Annotated in this window: 4 protein-coding genes; all 4 read left to right on the forward strand. The window is 26.8% G+C overall.

What is annotated here, in order from left to right; genetic code table 11:
• The first annotated feature begins 129 nt into the window (after window positions 1–129).
• Window positions 130–561, forward strand: a complete 432-nt coding sequence (locus tag HUJ77_RS14390; protein WP_291709776.1) for a MarR family transcriptional regulator — start codon at window positions 130–132, stop codon at window positions 559–561.
• A 75-nt stretch (window positions 562–636) separates the two neighbouring features.
• Window positions 637–2373, forward strand: a complete 1737-nt coding sequence (locus HUJ77_RS14395) for an ABC transporter ATP-binding protein (protein ID WP_291709778.1) — start codon at window positions 637–639, stop codon at window positions 2371–2373.
• A 1-nt stretch (window position 2374) separates the two neighbouring features.
• Window positions 2375–4261 carry an ABC transporter ATP-binding protein gene (locus HUJ77_RS14400; protein WP_291709781.1) on the forward strand — a complete coding sequence of 629 codons (1887 nt, stop codon included), beginning with the start codon at window positions 2375–2377 and terminating at the stop codon, window positions 4259–4261.
• A gap of 201 nt (window positions 4262–4462) precedes the next feature.
• On the forward strand, window positions 4463–5068 hold a 606-nt coding region (locus HUJ77_RS14405), incomplete at its 3' end, for a YdcF family protein (protein ID WP_291709780.1).

Below are 5068 nucleotides of genomic sequence, written 5' to 3' on the forward strand. Positions count from 1 at the left end.
CTGTTGCCACAGCTCCATTACTATGTTATAGATAGAAAACAGCATAATAATGAAAAAGTGCACTTATTTGACTATTTAAAATAATAGTTATATAATTAGTTAGAAGTCTAACAAAGTGTAGGTGAAACAATGAATGATGTGAAACACGTAGGTAAAAAAATTAATATACTTTCCCATAAAATTAAAAGAAGAATAGGTAAGGTAAGTTTAGAATATGGAATTAGTGGCATGCAAGCTAAGATTTTAGGTTTTATATATGTAAATTCTGCAAATAGGGATATATTTCAAAAGACTATTGAAGAAGAATTTGATATAAGGCGTTCTTCTGTAACTAGTGTACTTACATTAATGGAAAAAAATGAACTTATCAAAAGAGAAAGTGTATCTGAAGATGCTAGACTAAAAAAAATTATAATTACTGAAAAGGGGGTTCAAGTTAATAAATTAGTTTATAAAGAAATAAAATCTATAGAAAAAGCTATAGCTGATACATTGCCAGAAGAGGAATTAGATATATTTATTTCTAATTTGGATAAACTAATTAAAAATATAGGGGATTAATTTTATTTAATAATTTAGTTAGAAATCTAACAAAGAATGTTAAATTTAAATATATTTAACTAAAGGAGGAATAGTATGATAAAGAAATTAGCTAGCTATGTAGGAGAGTATAAAAAAGATTCTATTTTAACTCCTGTTTTTGTAGCTTGTGAAGTAATACTAGAGGTTATTATTCCAGTATTGATGGCAAAAATAGTGGATAATGGAATAGAAAATGGAGATATGAAGTATGTAACTACATTAGGTATTATAATGTTACTTATGGCATTTCTATCATTAACATTTGGTGCATTAGGAGGTAAAACAGGTGCAAAAGCATCAACAGGTTTTGCAAAAAATTTAAGAAGAGAAATGTTTTACAAGATACAGGACTATTCATTTTCTAATATTGATAAATATTCAACAGCTGGTTTAATTACCAGATTAACAACTGATGTTACTAATGTACAAAATGCATATCTTATGATAATTAGATCATTAGCAAGAGCACCATTTATGCTTATTGCTGCAATGATTATGAGTTTTTACGTAAATTCTAAGATGGCATTAATATTTTTATTTGCAGCAATTTTTCTTTCAATAGCTTTATTTTTCATTATTTCTAATGCACATCCAATATTTAAAAAAGTATTTAGAAAATATGACGATTTAAATGCTAGTGTTCAAGAAAATTTAACTGGAATTAGAGTTGTAAAAGCCTATGTTAGAGAAGGGCATGAAATAAGTAAATTTCATAAAGCATCTAAAAATTTGTATGATTATTTTATTAAAGCAGAAAAGATAATTATATTAAATGCACCAATAATGCAATTTACAACATACACAATTATATTATTCTTCTCATGGTTTGGAGCAAAATTAATTGTTTCAAATAATATGACTACTGGTGAACTTATGAGTTTATTTACTTATACAGGTAATATTCTTATGAGTCTTATGATGATTTCAATGGTATTAGTTATGATTACTATGGCAAAATCATCTGCAGAAAGAATAGTAGAAGTAATAAGTGAAGAAAGTGATTTGAAAAACTGCGATAATCCAATATATGAAGTAAAAGATGGTTCTATAAATTTTGAGAATGTTAATTTTAGTTATACTAAAAATAATGAAAATTTAAATTTAGAAAATATTAATTTAACTATAAATTCTGGAGAAACTATTGGTATTATAGGTGGAACAGGAAGTGCTAAAACAACCTTTGTTCAATTAATACCTAGACTTTATGATGTAACTTCAGGTTCTTTAAAAGTTGGTGGGATTGATGTTAGAAATTATGATATAGAAACATTAAGAAATGAAGTTTCTATGGTACTTCAAAAAAATGTCTTATTTTCTGGAACTATAAAAGAAAATTTAAGATGGGGTAATAAAGAAGCAACTGACGAAGAAATAGTAAATGCATGTAATGCAGCCCAAGCTAGTGAATTTATTGAAAATTTTCCAGATAAGTATGATACTTATATTGAACAAGGTGGAACAAATGTTTCTGGAGGACAAAAACAAAGATTATGTATAGCTAGAGCATTATTAAAGAAACCAAAGATATTAATTTTAGATGATTCAACTAGTGCAGTAGATACTAAAACAGATTCATTAATTAGAAAAGCATTTAAAGAATCAATTCCAAACGTAACTAAAATAATTGTTGCTCAAAGAATTTCTTCTGTTGAAGATGCAGATAAAATAATAGTTTTAAATGATGGAAAAATAGATGGTTTTGGCACACATGAAGAATTATTAAAATCTAATGAAATATACAAAGAAGTATATGAAGGACAAGTGAAAGGAGCTGATAAGAATGAGGCCTAGGATGGGACAAGGAATGAAAAAGGGTAAGGTAAAGGACCCAATGAAAACTTTAAGAAGGCTCCTAGATTATATATTTAAAGAATATAAGTTTAAATTATTTTTAGTTATAGTTTTAATTGTAATTAGCTCTATTACTCAAGTTATAAGTACACTATTTCTAAAAATATTAATAGATGATTATATTACTCCATTTATAGGGCAATCAAATCCTAATTTTATACCATTACTTAAGACTTTGGTAATTATGGCCATAATATATTATGGAGGAACATTATCAACTTATTTATATAATAGAGTTATGATGTTTGTGTCTCAAGGAACGCTTAAAAAAATTAGAGATGATATGTTTAAGCATATGGAATCTTTACCAATAGGATATTTTGATACTCATTCACATGGTGAAATAATGAGCTTATATACAAATGATACTGATACTTTAAGACAAATGATAAGCCAAAGTATTCCTCAGCTTATGTCATCAATAATAACTGTATTAAGTGTATTAATTTCCATGATAATATTAAATATTCCCTTAGCAATAGTATCTATTTTTATGATTTTAGTAATGCTTAAAGTTATAAAGACTATTGGAGGAAAAAGTTCACTATATTTTGGTAAGCAACAACGTAATTTAGGGAAACTAAATGGATATATTGAAGAAATGATGGAAGGACAAAAAGTAGTAAAAGTATTTTGTCACGAAGAAGAAAGTAAATTGAATTTTGATATATTAAATGAAGAATTAAGAGATAGTGCAGATAAGGCTAATACTTTTGCAAATATTTTAATGCCTATTATGGGTAATTTAGGATATGTAAATTATGTTCTTACTGCAATAGTAGGAGGAATACTTGCTATAAATCAAATTGGTGGATTTACAATTGGGGCATTAGCTTCATTCTTGCAACTAACAAGAAATTTAAATCATCCAATAGGTCAAATGTCTCAACAATTTAATTCAGTTATAATGGCATTAGCAGGAGCTGAAAGAATTTTTGAACTATTAGATGAACAGAAAGAAACTGATGATGGATATGTTACATTAGTAAATGCTAAAATTGATGAAGAGGGCAATATATATGAAGTAAATGAGCGTACAGGAATATGGGCTTGGAAGCATCCACATAGTGATGGTACAATTACTTACACAAGATTGCTTGGAGATATGGTATTTGATGATGTGGATTTTGGATATAATGATAAGAAAACAATTCTTCATAATATAAACCTTTATGCAAAACCAGGACAAAAGCTTGCCTTTGTTGGAGCAACAGGAGCAGGTAAGACTACAATTACTAATTTAATTAATAGATTCTATGATATCCAAGATGGGAAAATAAGATATGATGGAATTAATATCAATAAAATTAAAAAGGATGATTTAAGAAGATCTTTAGGTATAGTTTTACAAGACACTCATCTTTTCACAGGAACTATAGCAGATAATATTAAGTATGGTAAGTTAGATGCAACTGATGAAGAAGTATATGCAGCAGCAAAACTTGCTAATGCAGATGTTTTTATTAAACATCTACCTAATGGATATAATACTGAAATAACTGGAGATGGAGCTAGTTTATCACAAGGGCAAAGACAATTAATTGCCATAGCAAGAGCTGCTATAGCAGATCCACCAGTATTAATATTAGATGAAGCAACATCAAGTATAGATACTAGAACTGAATCAATAGTTCAAGAAGGTATGGATAAATTAATGGAAGGAAGAACTGTATTTGTAATTGCTCATAGACTTTCAACAGTTAGAAATTCAGATGTTATAATGGTTCTTGAACAAGGAAGAATTATAGAACGTGGAAATCATGAAGATTTAATTGAGAAAAAAGGAAAGTATTATCAATTATATACAGGAGCCTTTGAATTAGAATAATTTTAAAATATAAATAGATAAAAGAGCATTAGAATATTTATAATGCTCTTTTATTATATTCACAATATAACTTTTAAATAAAATACTCGTAAATGATGATAATATAATAAAAAATAATATCTTGTGATATAATTAAAATATAAAAAATAAAATTTTTGTAGATTTAATTTATAAGCAGTAAGAAAGGGATTAGTTTAGAGAATGAATGAGTTTAGATATTTAAAAGATATAAGTAATTTTATTTTTATTAAGGATGAGATGGAAGAAGCTGATATTATTTTTATACCAGGAGGTTCTTATCCTGAAGTGGCAGAAGAAGCAGCTAAGTTATGGAAAAGTGGATATAGTAATTGGATTTTACCCTCTGGAGCATATGGAATTAATGTTGGATCATTTAAAGGACCTTCATCTAAAAAAGAAATTTATAATAAAGATTACAATTCTGAATGGGAATTCTTAAAATATGTACTTATTAAAAATAATGTTAAAGAAAACTCTATATTAAAAGAAGATAAAGCAACTTTCACTTATGAAAATGCCATTTTTTCTAAGAGAGTAACAGATTCCTTAGGATTAGATATTAAAAAAGCTATAATATGCTGTAAATCATATCATGCTAGAAGATGCCTGATGTATTATGAAACTTTATATCAAAATACAAAATTTATTATTCATCCAATAGATATAGAAAATATAACAAGAGATAATTGGTTCAAAACTAAAGAAGGAATTGATTTAGTATTAGGTGAGCTAGAAAGATATGGCTGGCAATTTAAAGACATAATAAATAATTTATATAAAAATTGT

The organism is Clostridium sp. (assembly GCF_021443865.1).
Classification (GTDB): Bacteria; Bacillota; Clostridia; order Clostridiales; family Clostridiaceae; genus Clostridium.